18 protein-coding genes are annotated in these 16,363 nt (G+C 65.2%); 3 read left to right on the top strand and 15 right to left on the bottom strand.

The window, feature by feature from the left end; translation table 11 throughout:
- The 13 genes from AC3AYF_RS08510 to fliF all read right to left on the bottom strand — a co-directional run.
- Positions 1 to 486, bottom strand: a 486-nt coding sequence (locus tag AC3AYF_RS08510; RefSeq protein ID WP_295040167.1) for a flagellar biosynthetic protein FliR, incomplete at its 3' end; no start/stop codon positions are given.
- A gap of 16 nt (positions 487 to 502) precedes the next feature.
- Positions 503 to 772 carry a flagellar biosynthesis protein FliQ gene (fliQ, locus tag AC3AYF_RS08505; protein ID WP_110599955.1) on the bottom strand — a complete coding sequence of 90 codons (270 nt, stop codon included), beginning with the start codon at positions 770 to 772 and terminating at the stop codon, positions 503 to 505.
- A gap of 56 nt (positions 773 to 828) precedes the next feature.
- Positions 829 to 1,536, bottom strand: a complete 708-nt coding sequence (gene fliP, locus AC3AYF_RS08500; protein ID WP_295040173.1) for a flagellar type III secretion system pore protein FliP — start codon at positions 1,534 to 1,536, stop codon at positions 829 to 831.
- Positions 1,537 to 1,598: 62 nt separating this feature from the next.
- Complete coding sequence (gene fliO / locus AC3AYF_RS08495; RefSeq protein ID WP_295040164.1) at positions 1,599 to 2,027, bottom strand: flagellar biosynthetic protein FliO; 429 nt, start codon at positions 2,025 to 2,027, stop codon at positions 1,599 to 1,601.
- Entirely contained in the window at positions 2,024 to 2,560 is a 537-nt protein-coding gene (fliN, locus tag AC3AYF_RS08490; protein ID WP_295040162.1) for a flagellar motor switch protein FliN, read from the bottom strand. Before fliN ends, fliO begins: the two co-directional genes overlap by 4 nt.
- Positions 2,553 to 3,560: a flagellar motor switch protein FliM gene (fliM, locus tag AC3AYF_RS08485; protein ID WP_295040160.1), complete on the bottom strand. Its 1,008-nt coding sequence runs from the start codon at positions 3,558 to 3,560 to the stop codon at positions 2,553 to 2,555. Before fliM ends, fliN begins: the two co-directional genes overlap by 8 nt.
- Before the next feature lie 18 nt (positions 3,561 to 3,578).
- Positions 3,579 to 4,049 (bottom strand): flagellar basal body-associated protein FliL, encoded by a 471-nt coding sequence (gene fliL / locus AC3AYF_RS08480; RefSeq protein ID WP_295040158.1) that lies wholly within the window; start codon positions 4,047 to 4,049, stop codon positions 3,579 to 3,581.
- Positions 4,050 to 4,262: 213 nt separating this feature from the next.
- Positions 4,263 to 5,672, bottom strand: coding sequence for a flagellar hook-length control protein FliK (locus AC3AYF_RS08475; RefSeq protein WP_295040156.1), 1,410 nt, complete (start codon positions 5,670 to 5,672; stop codon positions 4,263 to 4,265).
- Between the two features lie 73 nt (positions 5,673 to 5,745).
- The gene (fliJ, locus tag AC3AYF_RS08470) at positions 5,746 to 6,198 is read right to left on the bottom strand and encodes a flagellar export protein FliJ (protein WP_295040171.1); all 453 of its coding nucleotides are present in this window, start codon (positions 6,196 to 6,198) and stop codon (positions 5,746 to 5,748) included.
- 183 nt (positions 6,199 to 6,381) lie between these two features.
- Positions 6,382 to 7,803 carry a flagellar protein export ATPase FliI gene (gene fliI / locus AC3AYF_RS08465; protein ID WP_295040154.1) on the bottom strand — a complete coding sequence of 474 codons (1,422 nt, stop codon included), beginning with the start codon at positions 7,801 to 7,803 and terminating at the stop codon, positions 6,382 to 6,384.
- Positions 7,796 to 8,584 carry a flagellar assembly protein FliH gene (locus AC3AYF_RS08460; RefSeq protein WP_295040152.1) on the bottom strand — a complete coding sequence of 263 codons (789 nt, stop codon included), beginning with the start codon at positions 8,582 to 8,584 and terminating at the stop codon, positions 7,796 to 7,798. The genes fliI and AC3AYF_RS08460 overlap by 8 nt, the downstream gene beginning before the upstream one ends.
- Positions 8,571 to 9,569 (bottom strand): flagellar motor switch protein FliG, encoded by a 999-nt coding sequence (gene fliG, locus AC3AYF_RS08455; protein ID WP_295040169.1) that lies wholly within the window; start codon positions 9,567 to 9,569, stop codon positions 8,571 to 8,573. The genes AC3AYF_RS08460 and fliG overlap by 14 nt, the downstream gene beginning before the upstream one ends.
- Positions 9,566 to 11,404, bottom strand: coding sequence for a flagellar basal-body MS-ring/collar protein FliF (gene fliF, locus AC3AYF_RS08450; protein ID WP_487779622.1), 1,839 nt, complete (start codon positions 11,402 to 11,404; stop codon positions 9,566 to 9,568). The genes fliG and fliF overlap by 4 nt, the downstream gene beginning before the upstream one ends.
- A gap of 335 nt (positions 11,405 to 11,739) precedes the next feature.
- Here fliF and fliE point away from each other — a divergent pair, with 335 nt between their 5' ends.
- Positions 11,740 to 12,066, top strand: a complete 327-nt coding sequence (gene fliE / locus AC3AYF_RS08445; protein ID WP_295036263.1) for a flagellar hook-basal body complex protein FliE — start codon at positions 11,740 to 11,742, stop codon at positions 12,064 to 12,066.
- Positions 12,067 to 12,176: 110 nt separating this feature from the next.
- Here fliE and rarD read toward each other — a convergent pair whose 3' ends face one another.
- A complete protein-coding gene (rarD, locus tag AC3AYF_RS08440) occupies positions 12,177 to 13,157 on the bottom strand; it encodes an EamA family transporter RarD (protein WP_295036264.1) in 981 nt (326 codons plus the stop codon).
- Positions 13,158 to 13,275: 118 nt separating this feature from the next.
- On the opposite strand from rarD, the gene AC3AYF_RS08435 reads away from it, so the two are divergent.
- Both AC3AYF_RS08435 and AC3AYF_RS08430 read left to right on the top strand, forming a co-directional pair.
- Entirely contained in the window at positions 13,276 to 14,079 is an 804-nt protein-coding gene (locus AC3AYF_RS08435) for an amidohydrolase (protein WP_295036265.1), read from the top strand.
- Between the two features lies 1 nt (position 14,080).
- Positions 14,081 to 14,782 (top strand): pseudouridine synthase, encoded by a 702-nt coding sequence (locus AC3AYF_RS08430; protein ID WP_487779621.1) that lies wholly within the window; start codon positions 14,081 to 14,083, stop codon positions 14,780 to 14,782.
- 82 nt (positions 14,783 to 14,864) lie between these two features.
- On the opposite strand, the gene AC3AYF_RS08425 is transcribed toward AC3AYF_RS08430, so the two are convergent.
- On the bottom strand, positions 14,865 to 16,363 hold a 1,499-nt coding region (locus AC3AYF_RS08425; protein ID WP_487779620.1), incomplete at its 5' end, for an ABC transporter ATP-binding protein.

Here is a 16,363-nt window from a genome sequence, read left to right as displayed (position 1 = left end):
GGCGCCGATGGGCAGCTCCTCGAAGGTCCAGGCGAGGATTTCGATGGTGATCAAGTGCCCGTTCATCGCCAGGAACATCAGTAGCGTCAGCAACTCCAGCATGCGCGACAACACCATGGTGTTGGTGCCGGCATCCGGCTGATAGAAAGTCGCAAACGCGAGACCCATCTGCATGCTGATGAATTCGCCGGCGGTCTGCACCACGGCGATCATGATTCGCAGCACCATCCCCATGGCGACGCCAATCAGGATCTGCTGCAGCATGATGCCGAAACTTTCCAGTGAAAAGAGAGGGATCGCCGGCATCGGTGGCAAGGAAGGGGCGATGGCGATGGCGATGCCGGCGCCGAACAGCGCCTTGACCGGTGTCGGTACGCTGGGCAGGCTCCACAGCGGCGAAGCCATGAAGAAAGCGAGAATGCGAACGGTGGGCCAGAAGAACAGCTGCAGCCAGCCCAGCCACTGGTCGGAGGTGATGTCGATCATCGCCGGCGACGGGGCCTCAACTGACCATCTGGGGAATGTTCTGCAGCAGTTCCCGGGTGAAGTTGACCAGCAACTGGATGATCCAGGCGCCGGAGACGATCAGCATGGCGAAGACACCGAGGATCTTGGGGATGAAGGAGAGAGTCATCTCGTTGATCTGCGTCGCGGCCTGAAACAGGCTCACCAGCAGGCCGATCAGCAGCGCGGTCAACAGCAGCGGCGCGGCCATCATCAAGGTCACCTTCATGCCCTGATAGGCAAGGCTCATTACCATCTCGGGAGACATTGCTCACCTCCGTACGGTCGTACGACGCTCCATGACGACGCGATTCATGTCAGGAGTCATGAAAAATAGAAGCTCTGGGTCAGCGAACCGATCAGGAGTTGCCAGCCGTCGACCAGCACGAACAGCATCAGCTTGAACGGTAGCGAGATCGTGGCGGGCGGCACCATCATCATCCCCAGCGCCATCAGCACGCTGGCCACGACGAGGTCGATGATCAGGAACGGGATGAAGATCGTGAAGCCGATCTGGAACGCCGTCTTCAGTTCGCTGGTGACGTACGCCGGCACCAGTATCCGCATCGGCACGTCTTCCGGACCCTGCATCTCGCCGATATCGGCGATACGGGCGAACATCGCCAGGTCGGCCTCCCGGGTCTGCGCGAACATGAACTCGCGGAAAGGCTGGCTACCCCGGTCCAGCGCCTCCTCCAGTGAAATCTGCTCGGCCGAGAACGGCTGCCAGGCCTCGTCGTAGACACGATCCAGCACCGGTGACATGACGAAGAAGGTGAGAAACAGCGCGAGCCCCAGCAGGACCTGGGTCGGCGGCGCCGATGGCGTGCTCATGGCCGTGCGCAGCAGCCCGAGGACGATGATGATTCGCGTGAAGCAGGTCATCATCAACAGCATCGCCGGCAGGAAGGCGAGCGACGACAAGAACAGCAGGGTCTGCAGGCTCAACGACCAGCGCTGGCCGCCATCGGGCAGCGGCTCGCTGATGATGCCGGGCAGGGCCTGGGCCACCGCCCAATGGCTGGCCGTCATCGTCAGCAGGGCCACCAACAAAGCGACGACGTGGCGCGGCCTGGGTCGGAGTGCAATCGCCACTAGCTGCGGTCCCGCCCGTTCTGTCGACCCCGGGCCGCCCCCCGCGCGTTCTGCTTCAGCGCCTGTGCAAAGCGGCTGGCGAAGGAACCGGCGAGCGGGGGCCCCGGAGGCGCCGCGTCGGGTGTCGCCGGTGGCTCGAGCGTGTCCAGTCGGGTCACCTGTCCGCCACCGACACCCAGCACCAGCCAGCGATCCGCGACTTCGACGATCACCACGCGTTCGCGCTGTCCCACCGGCGTGCTGGCGACGACGCGAAGATGTTGCGTGCCTGCTCGCCGATTGGGTCCGATGCGCTTGAGCAACCAGGCGCAGGCCAGGATGATCGCGACGACCACGAGCAGGGAGGCCGCGGTCTTGCCCATCATCAGCAGACCGATGCTGTCGCCGCCGCCGGCCTGGGAGGCCTGCCGTAGGGTATCTTCGTTCATCGGTTCAATTTCTGGACGCGCTCTGACGGCGTGATGATTTCAGTGATACGAATGCCGTATTTGTCATCCACGACCACCACCTCGCCCTGGGCGATGAGGTAGCCGTTGATCAGGATGTCCATGGGCTCGCCGGCGAGGCCGTCCAGCTCCACCACCGAGCCCTGGGCGAGCTCCAGCAGCTGCTTGATGGTGATGCGCGTTCTGCCCAGCTCCACCGACAGCTTGACCGGAATGTCCATGACCACGCCCAGGTCGCGGGGCTGGCGAGTGTCGTTCTCCCCCTGGTCGAAGGATTGGAACACCCCGTGATCCGATGAGCTCGGCGCCGCGGCTTTCGCTTTCGCGTCGACATCGGGCGCCTGGGCGGATTCCGTCTCGTCGGCCCGTGTCTCGACGGATCCGGCCTCGTCGGTCTCGGGCTCCACGCCCTGTTCCGCCATCGCCGCGGCCCACAGGTCCTCGGCTTCCTGCTGGCTGTCTTCAGCCGCCTCGGAGGATCCCTTCTGGGATCCCGGTTTTTGATCGTCACTCATTGTCGAAGTCCTTCATGGCGGAGTACGTACCATGGTCGATGAGATGTTTCACCCGCAGCGCGCGCTGGCCTTGCCGGCTCCCGTACTCGCAGGTCATGACCGGCACGCCGTCGACTCGCACGTCGATGGCTTTGGGAAGTTCGATGGGAAGAACGTCCCCGACCTCCAGCGACAGCACATCGCCGATGGTCGAGGGGATCTTGACGAAATCGGCGATCAGTTCGACCTGGGTCTGCTTGATTTCGCCGGCCATGCGCGACTCCCACTGGGTGTCGTCGCTGTCGAGCGCACCGATCGGACTGGAGAGAATGTCCCGGATCGGTTCGATCATCGAAAACGGTATGCAGATGTTGAAGTCGCTGGCCAGATTGCCGACTTCGAGATGAAAGGTGCTGTTGACGACGATCTCGTTCGGCGAATTGGTGATGTTGGCAAAGCGGACCTGCATCTCCGAGCGCATGTAGTCGATCTCCAGGGGGTAGATCGATTTCCAGGCGTCGCTGTAGCCCTCCAGCGCCAACGACATCAGGCGCTGGATGATGCGCTGCTCGGTGGCGGTGAACTCGCGGCCGTCGGATTTGGTCAGAAACCGTCCGTCGCCGCCGAACAGGTTGTCCACCACCATGAACACCAGCCCCGGGGGAAACACCAGCAGTGCCGTACCCTTGAGTGGCTTGAGGCTGATCAGGTTGAGGTTGGTCGGCACCGGCAGGTTGCGCGCGAACTCGCTGTAGCTCTGGTAGCGCACGCCGGATACCGTGATATCGGCACTGCGCCGGATCAGGTTGAACAGCGCAACCCGAAACAGACGCGCGAAGCGTTCGTTGATGATGTCCAGCGCCTGCAGGCGTTCGCGAACGACCCGGTGCTGATTTGCCGGATCGAACGGGCGCGTGCGACGTCCGCCTTTCGGTTCGTCGGCGGGTTTGTCGTCATCGCCGCTGACGCCGTTGAGGAGGGCATCGATCTCTTCCTGCGATAACAGGTCGTCTTGGGACATGGTTGGCCTGGCGTCCGCTTACTGCACGATGAAATCGGAGAACAGCACGTCACTGATGGCTAACGTGGGCTGCGGCGTGGTGATCGGCTCGTCGAACAGGCCGAGAATCTGCTGCTTCAACTTGATCTTGCCCTCGGGCTTGATCAGCTCCTCCGCGCTCTTGCCGGAGAGGAGCATCAGCAACCGGCTGCGAACTTCCGGCATGTGCTGGGTCAGGAAATCGCTGGTCTCGTCGTCGTTGACGCGTAGCGACAACCCCACGTAGAGCAGCCGATCTCCGTAATCGCTCTGCAGGTTGACCGTGAAAGGCTGAATGGTCACGAATATCGGCACGGGCGGTTCGGCCGGCTGCTCCTCGACGACATCGGTCGACTCGTTGCCGTCACGGGCATCGAGGAAGAAGTACACGGCGATCGAACTCGCGATCGCCAGCAGGACGATCAACAGGCCCACGAGAAGTAGGGATCGACTTTTACGGGGTGCGGCCATTGCTTCTGCCATTACGGGTCATCTCTGGAAGTTGCAGCGGATTATGCGGTGGCGGGGGGCCTGGCGATCGACGGAAAAGACGCCTTCCGGTCGGCCAACTTCCCCTTTCGTGCCCGAGTGGCGCAGGGCGGGGAGTTGGCCGCCGACGCACCGCACGGCGTAGTGCCACGACTGGCACCGGCCAGTCGCCACCCGTGTTATCGGCAGCGTCGGTCAGGCGTAAAGGTTGATATTGCCATTGTCGGTCAGCGTCAGGTTCCGCACCGCGACGTCGTCGACCGGATCGATACCCGACGCCGTCAACAGCGAGCCGGCGGCGCCGGCTCCGCGGTGCGGGCGGTCGTCGCCGGAAGACTGGCCCTGCTGGAATTGGCCCTGGTCGCTCACCATCGCCTCGCCCAGCGCGATGCCGCTGTCGGCCAGAGCCTGGCGAAGCTGGGGAATCGCCGCTTCGACCGCGGCGCGAACCGGGGCGTGTGCTGACAGAATCTGAAGCTGTGCCTGCTGGTCCTGGACCGTCAGGGAGACGCTCAACGGGCCCAGTTCCTGGGGATGGAGGCGGAGCGACATCTGCTGGTCGCCGCGCTGGTGCATCTGCAGTACCTGCTGGCCGAAAGAGGCCGGCCACTGGGGGGACTGCACGGGGGCGTTGACGAAGCCTGGCGTTGCCGCACTCGCCGTCGCGGGGCTCGCGGCGCTGGAGGGGGCGGCGGTGGCGTTCGTCAACGCGCCGATGTCCGAGCGGGGAGTCGGGGCGGGACCGGCATCCTGGGCGCTTCGCTCGGGCAGGCCGATCGATGCGGCATCGCCAATCTGGCTGGCCGTGGTCACGGCTGCGTTATCCGGCGTGCCGGGGGTGACGGGCATCTGGCCGTTGGTGGCGGTCATGCCGGGATTTGCCCCTGGCATGGCGCCGTCACTGCGTCGACTATCGATGGCTGACAGCAAGCCACCGAAGCCCGGTTGACCACTGGATGCCTTGGGGCGGTCCGAGGCGTCGCCCTGATCACCTTCGGTGGCTGGTGCACCGATCGCGGCGGCGTCACCGGCCGTCGGTGCGGTGGCGGTGACCTTGAGAGCCAGCTGCGCCGGTACCGGCTGTCCGCCTCTAGGCAAGGTTGCGGTGCCAGCACCGCCCGCGACGGAGGGGGTCAGCGGCTGCGACGCCATGGCCAGCGACAAGCCGGCCACCATGGCCGCAAGCGCTTCGCCATCGGGCGAGCCCGAACCGTCATCGACGTCCTTGGTGCCTGGCGATGGGTCGCCGGCAGCGGGCGAAAGGCTGGACAGGATGGCGCGGAGCCGGGACATGTCTCCTTCGTCGAGCGCCTGCAGGACGGGTGCGGTAGCCGCGGCGGAATCCCCCGCGCCGGCTGCCGCGCTTTCGTCGGCTGGTCGCTGTCCCGCGCCGTTGGCGACTTCATCCGCGGGGCGTCGGTTGGACTCCGAATCCGACGCCTTGGCGGCGGATGCGCCTTCCTGTGCAGCTGGCCGCGGTGATTTTTCGGCCGCCACGCGCCGCAGGGAATCGGCGAAGGGGGCGCTCTCGCTGGACGCCTTGCCTTTGGCACTGGCGCTGCGGTCCGAGGACGGCGTCACGGCGGTGATTGAAGAAAGTTCCATGGGCAGGCCATCGGTTTCGTGGTCGGGTGACGCTTCGGATCAAAGCCTCGAGCCGGTGCGTCGAATCTCTACTTCAGCCTTGCTGTGAATGCCGGTCTCGCTGCCGACGGAGCAGCTGTGCGGCCATCTCGTCGCTGTGACGCTGCTCCTGACGAGCGTTGCGATACGCGGCGTCGCGCTCCCCTCTGGCATGCAGGGTCTCGTAGGCGTTGAGCTTCCGGCGTTCTCCCTGCCAATGCTCTCTGCCGCTGTCGACTCGCGTCTGATGCTCCCCGAGCCGCCGCTGCTGCTGTTCGATCGCCTTGTCGAGGGAGCCGATGAACTGCTGGTAGTCGCGCCATTGGCTGGAGGAAACGCCTTGGGTCAGGCTGTCGTGAAGCTTGCGCTGATACTCGTCCCGATAGCGCTGGAGCTGTCCCAGCTGTGTCTGGGCTTCCTGTTGTTGACGCTGCAGCCGGCCGAGATTCTCCACGGCCTTTTCGCTGCTGCGCTGTGCCAGGTCTCGAAGCATCTCCATGGCTTGCATGTTGGCCAAAGCGTTACCTCCTATCCAACCAATCCGTCGACGTGGCGACGGGAGAATTCAACGGTTCCCATTGTGACGGTGCCGACACCACACTAAAGGTTCGATAAGCGGCAAAAAAAGCCACTATTCCCGATCGCGGTCAGTGAGGAAGGGGGCGTTGAAACGGCACGCCTGGATGACGGGTCAATCGTCGATCGGAATGAGCCGGTCGAGTTCCGCTCGGGTGTGTTCGATGCCGGCCGTCTCATTCATCCGCTGCTGCAGGAAGGTCTCCAGCCGGGGATAGAGAGCGACGGCGCGGTCGAGCTGGGGATCCTGGCCGCTGACATAGGCGCCGACATTGATCAGGTCGCGATTGCGCTGATAGCGGGAGATCATCTGCTTGAATCCCTGGGCCTGACGCAGGCGCCTGGTGTCGACCACGGCGGGCATCGCGCGGCTGATCGAGGCTTCGATGTCGATCGCGGGATAGTGGCCGCTCTCCGCCAGCTGGCGTGACAGCACGATATGGCCGTCGAGGATAGCGCGAGCCGAATCGGCGATCGGATCCTGTTGATCGTCGCCTTCCGTCAGCACGGTATAGAACGCGGTGATCGAGCCACCGCCGCGCTTGCCGTTGCCGGCTCGCTCGACCAGCGCCGGCAGCTTGGCGAACACCGACGGCGGATAGCCCTTGGTGGCCGGCGGCTCGCCGATCGCCAGGGCGATCTCGCGGGCGGCCATGGCGTAGCGGGTCAGCGAGTCCATGATCAGTAGCACGTTGCGCCCCTGGTCGCGGAAGTCCTCGGCCAGGCGGGTGGCATAGGCGGCGCCCTGCATGCGCTGCAGCGGCGAGGTGTCGGCCGGGGCCGCCACCACCACGGCGCGGGCCAGCCCCTCCTCGCCGAGGATGTTCTCGATGAAATCCTGGACCTCGCGTCCGCGTTCGCCGATCAAGCCGACGACGATGACATCGGCGTCGGTGTATCGGGCCATCATGCCCAGCAGAACGCTCTTGCCGACCCCCGAGCCGGCGAACAGCCCCATGCGCTGGCCACGACCCACGGTCAGCAGGCCGTTGATGGCGCGAATGCCCACGTCGATGGTGGTATCGATGGGGGCTCGGGCCAGCGGGTTGATGGGGGGGGTCTCGAGCGGGGCATGTGGCGCCTGCTCCAGGGGGCCGTGGTCGTCGAGAGGACGGCCATTGCCATCGACGATGCGCCCCAGCAGGCCATCGCCCAGGGGAAAGCGTCTTGCGCTGGCGACGTCGAGGCGGTTGCCGCTGAGCGCCAGCACGCGGGCCCCGGGGAGAAGGCCGCTGGTATCGGCCAGCGGCATGAGGAACAGCTTGTCTCCGGCGAACCCGACGACCTCGGCCTCGGCGAAGCGTTCGTCGTCGCCACTGCCATTGCCGGCCGAGAGTTCGATCAGGCAGGCGCTGCCCAGGGGCAGGCGGATGCCGACTGCCTCCAGTACCAGCCCGGTGGCGCGGGTCACCCGGCCCTCATGGCGATAGTGGGAGAGCGACTCGACCCGCTGGGTGACCTTGTCCAGCGCGAGGCGCCAGCGTTGATGGTGCGAAGCCATCTCCGGCGCCTGAGGCGAACGTGCGGCATCACCCATCGAGGGCCTCTTCGTCGCCGTCGTCCTGCTCTGCGGGGGGCGCTGCATCGGTGTGGGGCGAAGCGGCCCTCGATCGCCTGCGTTGATCGAGAATGGCCTTCCACTGTGTGCTCAGGCTCGCATCCAGGCCTCCGCCGGCGCTGGTGGCGCGGCATCCGCCGCGTTCCAGCGTCGGATCGGCATGGCACTCCCAGCCGCTGGCCTCGAGGGTGTCACTCATCGTCGAGCTCACCAGCTCCAGATCCTGAGGATTCAACCAGAGCCTGGGCTTGCCGCTCAGCGTGGTGTCGGCATCGAGCAGCTCGCGGACCACGCTGAGGATGTGCTCCGGCTTGGCGGCCAGCGACTCGCCGGCCAGTTGGCGACCGGCGATCAACGCCAGTTCGACCAGTTGGTCCCCGATCTCGGCGTCCAGCGAAGCCAGCGCCAGCCGGAAATTTTCCGCCAGCCTGGCGAGAGGGGTGAGCGTCATCTCCATCCGCTTGTGAAATTCCAGCTCGGCGGCGGCGTTGCCCTCCTTGACACCTTCGCTGTAGCCGGCCTGATATCCCTGCTGGTGGCCCTCGCGGTATCCCTGCTCGAGCCCTTCGCATCGGGCTTTTTCGACGATGCTCTGACGAGCCCTGGCCTCGGCGTCCTGCTGTTGGCGACGCCGGCGGGTTTCGGTATGGGTGGCGGGGGCGTCGGAAGAGGGCGGATGGCCCAGGTCTCCCATCTGCCAGCGGTGCCACTCGCCATGGTCGCCGGATGCAGGACGATCGCCGCGATCAGACGTAGCCATCGTCGCCACCGCTCAGGGCGATTTCGCCGGAGTCCGCCAGTCGCCGCACTACGCCCAGGATCGCCTTCTGTTCGTTTTCCACCTGGGACAGGCGTACCGGCCCGCGGTTTTCCATGTCCTCGCGCATCAGCTGTGCCGCGCGCTGGGACATGTTGCGCGTGAACTTGTCGATCAGCGCTTCTTCCGCGCCCCGCAGCGCGATGACCAGAGAGTTGGTCTCGATTTCCCGCAGGACCAGCTGGATGCCGCGATCGTCGATGTCCAGCAGATTCTCGAACAGGAACATCTCGTCGATGATGCGTTGTGCGAGGTCCTCGCTGTGGGCGCGAACCACGTCGATGACCTGCTCCTCCTGTGCGGAGTTCATGAGGTTGAGAATCTCGGCGGCGGTTCTCACGCCGCCCATCTTGCTGCGCTTGAGATTGGTGCCGTCCAGCATCGAGGTGAGCACCTCGGTAAGCTCCTGAAGGGCCGCCGGCTGCACGCCGCTGAACGTGGCGATGCGCAGCATGACGTCGTCGCGCTGTTTCTCGTCGAACAGCTCCAGGATGTCGGCGGCCTGGCCGCGCTCCAGGTGTACCAGGATGGTGGCGATGATCTGCGGGTGCTCGTCGCGAATCATTTCCGCGACCATCGAGGCTTCCATCAGATTCAGGGAGTCGATGCCCGACGCCGTATTGCTGGTCTCGAGGATGTCCTCGATCAGGCTGCTGGCGCGCTCGCTGCCCAGCGCCTTGGTCAGCACCGCACGGATATGATCGTTGGAGTGCAGGTTGATGGCGGTGAACTGCTCGGCCTCGTCGTGGAAGTCACGCAGAACGGCCGCCATCTCCTCGTGGGAGACCTGTCCCAGCTTGGCCATTTCCTGACTGATCTCCTGCACCTCGCGGCTCGAGAGGTACTTGAAGACCTCGGCAGCGCTGTCCTCATCCAATGAGAGCAGCAGGATGGCGCCGCGCCGGGCGCCGGTCATTGGCGTCGTCATGATTTGTCCATCCAGCTTCTGACGACCATGGCGACCAGGCGGGGATCTTCCTGGGCGATCTCACGGACGTCCTTGAGATCCTGCTCGTAATTCGAGGCGCCGCGCCGGTTTCGCTCACGTCCACGCTGCGCGCCACCGGCGCGATTCGCGTTGTCGGCGCCACCGCTGCCGCCGACAGCCTGATAGCTTGCCGCCGCCGCCGCCGCGTCGGCCGCGGGCATCGGGGAGGACGCCGGCAGCGGGGCCGATTCGCGGGTCTGGCGACGCATCAACGGCTTGACCAGCTTGAACCACAGGAACAGGGCGACCAGAACCACGACCAGATATTTCAGTATGCTCTTGGCGAGGCTCCAGACTTCGGGTGTCTGCCACCACGGCGGCGTCTCGAACTCCGGCGCATTGGCCTGGAACGGGCTGTTGACGACCTCGAGGGCATCGCCGCGCGCCTCCGAGAACCCCATCGCCTGACGCACGAGGCCTCGGATCTGGTCCATCTCCGTATCGCTCAGGGCGACGCGGGTCGGGTTGCCTGCATCGTCGACCCCGTCGCGATAGTTGACCACGACGGCGACGGAGAGGCGGTCGATATCGCCACTGTGCTGCTTGACGTGTTCGACGGTGCGGTCCACTTCGTAGTTGATCGTGCTGTCACGATGCACCTGGCCGATGTCGGTATTGCTCGCGGTCTGGGTGTCCGTACCCTGGGCGTCCGTCGCCTGACCGTCGGCCTGGTTGCCGTTGTCGTTGGCGGCGTTCTGGTCCTGGGGCGGCGCCTGGGTCGCCGGGGCGTTGATCGGCGAAGCGGCGGTGCCCGGCGGCTGGTTGCTCAGGGCGCCGGGGACGCCCATGGCGAGGTCGCTGTTGCTCTGGAACGACGAGCTCTTCTGCTCGCTGCGGACCGCTGCTGCATCCGGTGACTGATTGGGGCCGTAACGTTCCGCCGTCTGCTCCCGCTGGGAGAAGTCGACCTGGGCCGTGCCCTGCGCACGCACGTTGCGCGCCCCGACGATGGGCGCGAGGATCGCCTCGATGCGGTCGGCATACTGGGTCTCGAGGTTGCTGACGTAGTCGAGCTGGCTGCCGTCGAGCTGGTTGGTGTTGCCGGCGGGTCGGCTCAGCAGATCCCCGTTCTGGTCGATGACGGTGACGTCGTCCACGGACAGTTGGGGCACGCTGCTGGAGACCATGTGCACGATGGCGTTGACCTGGCCCTCGCCCAACACCCGTCCCGGTTGCAGATCGAGGACGACGGAGGCGGAAGCGGGCTGGCTTTCGCGGACGAACACCGACGGCTTGGCCATGGCGAGATGGACGCGAGCCCGTGCGACGCTGCCCAGCGTGCCGATGGTACGGGCCAGTTCGCCCTCCAGCGCGCGCTGGTAGTTGACCTGCTCGGCGAACTGGCTGATGCCGAATGCCTGGTCATCCATCAGCTCGAAGCCGACGCCGCTGGCTTCGGGCAGGCCTTGTTCGGCCAGCTTGAGACGCACGGGTCTCACCTGATCGGCGGGCACCAGCAGCGCTTGACCGCCTTCGCTGAACTGGTAGGGGATGCCCATGGCGTCGAGCTGGGTGATGATGCGGCCGCCGTCGGCATCGGTCAGGGTGGAGTAGAGGACGCGGTATTCCGGCGCGCGAGCCCACATCAGCAGCGCGATCACGACAGCGACGGCGGCGGCGCCGGCCACGATGAGCGGAACGCGCGGGCTGCCCTGCAGCTTGTTCAACCAGTCGCGTCCGCCAGCGGCCGTCTCCGACGCGGTTTGCCGGGTCGATTGCCGTGCGGAAGGATTACCTGAACCTGGAGTGTCGTTGGGCGACGTGGCCGTGCTCATGTCGTGCTCCGATCATGGCACGTGGTGCAACTCGACAACATAGCAGTAGTCTGCTCCCTGCAACGCGTCTGCTCATCCGTACCTCGACACGCTCGGAATACCGTTCCGACGCGGCGCTGGCCGGGGCGTTAGTTTGATGGCAGCCATTATGTGTCGGTCTGTTAACGCTGAAGGTGGGAAAAGCCGGTGTTTTCACACGCATTTACCGCAATGGTCGTTGTCGTGCTGTTGGTAGGCTGCGAGCGTCGAGTTCACCGGCGGTTCCCGGTGTCGTGTTCGGAAACGTGGTGCTCGGAAACGTCGTGCTCGGAAATATCGTCATACAGGAAACCCTCATGAGTGCTCCAGCCATTCAAGCAGCGCTTCAGCAGATGCAGGCGCTATCGACCCAGGCCAGCGGTCAGGTCGCGGCATCGCAGCCATCGCTGGCCGAGACCGGCGGCAGCTTCGCCGGCGAGCTGCAGGCATCGCTCGGACGCATCAATCAGATGCAGCAGGCCGCCAACCAGCAGGCGATGTCATTCCAGGCCGGCGATCCGAACGTGGCGCTGAACGACGTGATGATCGACATGCAGAAGGCGAGCGTCTCTTTCGACATGGGGGTTCAGGTGCGCAACCGTCTGGTAACCGCCTATAAAGAGATCATGGGTCTGCAGGTGTAACACCCGGCGACCTCCCTCCGCGCGACCTCCCGGTCAGCGCCCAGGTACCGCCAGCCCCGGATGGGCATCCCTGCCACCTTCCCCCCGCAGCGGAAGTCGACCCGATGCACTCATTCCGCCACTCGAGCGCGGCTGCGGGCAAGCGCCTTGCGATGATGTCGCCAAGCCTCCAGCGAATAGAGGCCGAGGCCGATCCAGATCAACGCGAAGGTCAACAGCTGCGGCCAGGCGAGCGGCTCGCCGAAGACCCACAGCGCCAGCAGGAATTGCAGCGTGGGGTTGAGATACATCAGGAAGCCGATGGTGGAGAGCGTCAGGCGCTTCGTGGCGCCGGCGAATGCGAGCAGCGGCAGGGTGGTCACCACGCCACTGACGATCATCAGTGCCGTGGTGTCGAAGCTGCCGCCGAAGTGGGACTGCCCGTGCCATGTCAGCCAGGCCAGGGCCGCCAGACTCAGGGGCAGCAGCAGACTCGTCTCCACCAGCAGGCCGGAGAGCGCATCCAGCGGCACGCGTTTGCGCAGCAGACCGTAGCTGCCGAACGTCATGGCCAGCACCAGACTGATCCAGGGCAGGGTCCCCAGCAGCACGAGTTGCAGTGTCACTGCCGCCAGCGCCAGTCCCATCGCCATCATCTGCCAGCGGCCGAGCCGTTCGCGCAGGACGAGCATGCCCAGCGCGACATTGACCAGTGGCGTCATGAAATAGCCCAGACTCGCCTGCAGCACGCGATGGGTTTCCACCGCATAGATGTAGAGCCCCCAGTTCAGCGCGATGAGCAGCGCGCAACCCAGAATCCATCCCAGTCTGCGGATCGCCTCCCGGGGTCCGGGGAAACCGTTGCGGATGGCGGCCCAGCGGCCCATGAGCGTGACCACGACCACCAGGAAGAGGCAGGACCAGAGAATTCTCTGGATGAGTACTTCGAAGGCCGGCACCCCCTCGAACAGCGAAAAGAAGAGCGGGAAACATCCCCAGAGAGCGTAGGCGGTAATGCCGTAGCCGACACCGTGGCGCGTCTCGCGGCGTGATGCGTCGTCCACCGGTTTCACGCTGCCTGGCTGGGGCTTGTCTGAGGGGGATGCCGACATGTCGCTTCTCGTGTTCTCGTGTTCTCGTGTTCTCGGGTTTGGAGGCTGGGTAATCTATCATGACGGCCATTCGCGTTGACGAATCGATGATTCCCGACATGCGGCAGGAGGAAGTGCCATGAACGATCTACGAGTCAGCCTCGTCCAGAGCGAACTCGAGTGGGAAGACCCCGAGGCCAATCGGCGGCGGCTGGATCACCGCATTGGCTCGCTGGACGGAAGCCGGACGGACCTGATCGTGCTGCCGGAGATGTTCGCCACCGGCTTCACCATGAATGCCGAAGCGGTGGCGGAGCCGGCCGAGGCGAGCCCCACGCTTGACTGGATGCGGCGCCAGGCGCGAGAGCGCGATTGCGTCATCGTCGGCAGTCTGGCGATCGCCGATGCCGGCGCCCGGTACAACCGGCTTTACTGGGTGACGCCGGACGGCGGCGTCGAGCACTACGACAAACGCCATCTGTTCCGGATGGGCGACGAGCCTCTGCACTACGCGATGGGGCGGGCCCGCAAGATCGTGGAGCTGAAGGGATTTCGGCTGCTGCTGTCGGTCTGTTACGACCTGCGTTTCCCGGTCTGGCTGCGCCAACGACCGAGCGCGCCCGAGCACTTCGAATACGACGCGCTATTGTGCGTCGCCAACTGGCCGGCGCCGCGCCGGCAGCCCTGGCGAACGCTGCTGCAGGCCAGGGCGATCGAGAACCTCGGTTACGTCATCGGCGTCAACCGCGTGGGGCGGGATGGCAACGGGCTGGAGTACGCCGGTGACTCGATGGTCGTGGACTTCAAGGGCGAGCCGATGATCGATCGCCCGACCGGCGAATGGTTCGTCGAGACCGCGACGCTGTCCGCCGAGGCGCTGAAGACGTTTCGCGAAAAGTTTCCGGCGTGGCAAGATGCCGACACTTTTCATTGGGAAGCCTGACATGCGGTTGGATAGATTTCTTAGCGAAGCCACGGAACTGACGCGAAGCCAGGCAAAGCGCGCGCTGCGCCAGTTCGAGGTGAGCGTCGATGGCGAGGTGACGCGTGACGGCGCGAGGCAGGTAACCGACGAGCAGGAGGTCCGCTGGAACGAGGAGCGGCTGGAACGGATCGGCATGCGCTATCTGATGATGCACAAGCCGGTCGGGGTCGAGTGCTCGATGCGGCCGACGCACTATCCATCGGTACTCAGCCTGATCGACATCCCCCAGCTGGAGCGCCTGCATCCGGTAGGGCGGCTGGACGTGGATACCTCGGGGCTTCTGCTGATCAGCGACGACGGCAAGTGGACCCATCGCGTGACCTCGCCCAACCACGCTTGCGAGAAGCGCTACAGGGCGACATTGAGCGAAACCCTGTCCGCTGCCGACGCGGCGCGTATGGCGAGGCAGTTCGCGGAGGGAGTCATGCCGAACGGCGACGAAAAACCCACCAAGCCCGCGACTTTCGAGGCCGTGGGCGAGTCCGAGGTCGTGGTCGGGGTGACGGAGGGGCGCTACCACCAGATTCGCCGGATGCTGACAGCGGTCGGTTATACGGTGGTGACGCTTCATCGTGAATCCATCGGCCCCTTGGTCCTCGACCCGGACCTGGCGCCGGGGGAGTGTCGCCATCTGCGTCCGGAAGAGATTGCGTCCTTCTAGGCATCGCGGCCGTGAGGCCGCGCGGATTGATGACTTTATACCGTTATCTTGTTTCGCGGCAAATTAACAAGCCGGAGTGTCATCAGGTCAGCGAGGACGCTTCGATGAGGGCGCGAGTGTAGGCGGTGCGGGGCGAGTGGAGCAGCGTTTCACAGTCGCCCTGTTCCATTACCTTGCCATCCTTGAGCACCAGAATCCGGTGTGCCATCGCGCGTACCACGGCGAGATCGTGGCTGATGAACAGGTAGGTGAGGTCATGCTTCGCCTGGACGTCACGCAACAGTTCGATCAACTGCTTCTGCACCGTGCGATCCAGTGCCGAGGTCGGCTCGTCGAGGATCAGCAGCTCGGGCTTCAGGATCAGCGCACGGGCAATGGCGATGCGCTGGCGTTGACCGCCAGAGAATTCGTGGGGGTAGCGGTGACCGCAATCCGCTGGCAGATCGACGTCGTGAAGGGCCTCGGCGATACGTTCTGTCACCACCGTCGGCGTTAGTTCGGGGTGATGAAACCGTAGCCCTTCGCTGATGATGTCGGCAACCGACATGCGGGGAGAGAGCGAGCCGTAAGGATCCTGGAACACGATCTGGAGCGCGCGCCGCTGTCGTCGAAGCGTCTCGCCGCCCAGCCGATCCAGACGCTGGTCGGCAAAGCGGATTTCGCCGCTGGACGGCAGCAGTCGAATCAGCGCCGAGGCCAGGGTCGACTTGCCCGACCCGGATTCGCCGACCACGCCGAGGGTCTCGCCGCGGCGGAGTTCCAGCGACAGCGGTGCGACGGCGACGAAGGCCGGGGGCCTGGGCCGGAGTAGCGGCTTGGGTCGTTTGAACGTCACGCTGAAATCGCTGGCACTCAGCAGAAGCTCGCCTTGCGGTGGCAACGGTCGGGGACGGCCGGAAGGCACGGCGTCGATCAACTGGCGCGTATAGACCGCCTGCGGTGTCTCGAAGACTGCGCGAGCCGTGCCGGTCTCCACCTGCTTGCCCTGTTGCATGACGATCACCCGGTCGGCGTGGCGCCGGACCAGGTTGAGATCGTGGCTGATCAACAGCAGGCCCATGCCGAGGCGCTGCCGGAGCTCGTCCAGCAGCGCCAGAATCTGCCGTTGCACCGTGACGTCCAGCGCCGTGGTGGGCTCGTCGGCAATCAGCAGCTGCGGCTCGTTGGCGATCGCCATGGCGATCATGACCCGTTGACGTTGCCCCCCGGAGAGTTGGTGAGGCCAGGCCGCCATGAGCTCGGCGACCCTGGGGAGCTCGACCTGTGCCAGCAGCGCCCGGGCGCGCCGTGTCGCGGCGTTGCCACGCAACCCCTGGTGCAGGCGCAACGTTTCCCGCAGCTGCTTGCCGATGGTGTGCAGTGGATTGAGCGAGGTCATCGGCTCCTGGAAGACGAAGCCGATGCTGCCGCCGCGAAGACCGTTCCATTCCCGCCGGCTCAACCGGCCCAGGTCGCGACCCGCGAAGGTGCGCCTCCCTGCCACCTGGCTGCCGGGCGGAAGCAACCCCAGCGCGCCGAGGACGCTGACCGACTTGCCGGAGCCGGACTCGCCCACGATGGCCACGGTCTCGCCACGCTCCA

The sequence above is a fragment of the Salinicola sp. genome, assembly GCF_982684285.1.
This window is presented reverse-complemented; position numbering and strand designations above follow the sequence as displayed.